The organism is Pseudomonas sp. NPDC086251 (genome assembly GCF_044746405.1).
Taxonomy (GTDB): Bacteria; Pseudomonadota; Gammaproteobacteria; order Pseudomonadales; family Pseudomonadaceae; genus Aquipseudomonas.
The window spans coordinates 1-1,336 of sequence record NZ_JBIVBY010000079.1; the positions used below are offsets into that span (position 1 = coordinate 1).

Here is a 1,336-nt window from a genome sequence, read left to right on the forward strand (position 1 = left end):
TCAAATTGCTTGGGTGTTATATGGTCAAGCCTCACGGGCAATTAGTATTGGTTAGCTCAACGCCTCACAGCGCTTACACACCCAACCTATCAACGTCGTAGTCTTCGACGGCCCTTCAGGGGACTCAAGGTCCCAGTGAGATCTCATCTTGAGGCTAGTTTCCCGCTTAGATGCTTTCAGCGGTTATCTATTCCGAACATAGCTACCCGGCAATGCCACTGGCGTGACAACCGGAACACCAGAGGTTCGTCCACTCCGGTCCTCTCGTACTAGGAGCAGCCCCTCTCAAATCTCAAACGTCCACGGCAGATAGGGACCGAACTGTCTCACGACGTTCTAAACCCAGCTCGCGTACCACTTTAAATGGCGAACAGCCATACCCTTGGGACCGGCTTCAGCCCCAGGATGTGATGAGCCGACATCGAGGTGCCAAACACCGCCGTCGATATGAACTCTTGGGCGGTATCAGCCTGTTATCCCCGGAGTACCTTTTATCCGTTGAGCGATGGCCCTTCCATACAGAACCACCGGATCACTAAGACCTACTTTCGTACCTGCTCGACGTGTCTGTCTCGCAGTCAAGCGCGCTTTTGCCTTTATACTCTACGACCGATTTCCGACCGGTCTGAGCGCACCTTCGTACTCCTCCGTTACTCTTTAGGAGGAGACCGCCCCAGTCAAACTACCCACCATACACTGTCCTCGATCCGGATAACGGACCTGAGTTAGAACCTCAAAGTTGCCAGGGTGGTATTTCAAGGTTGGCTCCACGCGAACTGGCGTCCACGCTTCAAAGCCTCCCACCTATCCTACACAAGCAAATTCAAAGTCCAGTGCAAAGCTATAGTAAAGGTTCACGGGGTCTTTCCGTCTAGCCGCGGATACACTGCATCTTCACAGCGATTTCAATTTCACTGAGTCTCGGGTGGAGACAGCGCCGCCATCGTTACGCCATTCGTGCAGGTCGGAACTTACCCGACAAGGAATTTCGCTACCTTAGGACCGTTATAGTTACGGCCGCCGTTTACCGGGGCTTCGATCAAGAGCTTCGCGTTAGCTAACCCCATCAATTAACCTTCCGGCACCGGGCAGGCGTCACACCCTATACGTCCACTTTCGTGTTTGCAGAGTGCTGTGTTTTTAATAAACAGTCGCAGCGGCCTGGTATCTTCGACCGGCATGGGCTTACGCAGTAAATGCTTCACCCTCACCGGCGCACCTTCTCCCGAAGTTACGGTGCCATTTTGCCTAGTTCCTTCACCCGAGTTCTCTCAAGCGCCTTGGTATTCTCTACCCAACCACCTGTGTCGGTTTGGGGTACGGTTCCTGGTTACCT

1 rRNA gene (cut by a window edge) is annotated in these 1,336 nt (G+C 53.4%); it reads right to left on the reverse strand.

The features are described from left to right. Nucleotides 1–20: 20 nt before the first annotated feature. Nucleotides 21–1,336: ribosomal RNA gene (locus ACIPL2_RS35085) — 23S ribosomal RNA — on the reverse strand (it continues 1,675 nt past the right edge of the window).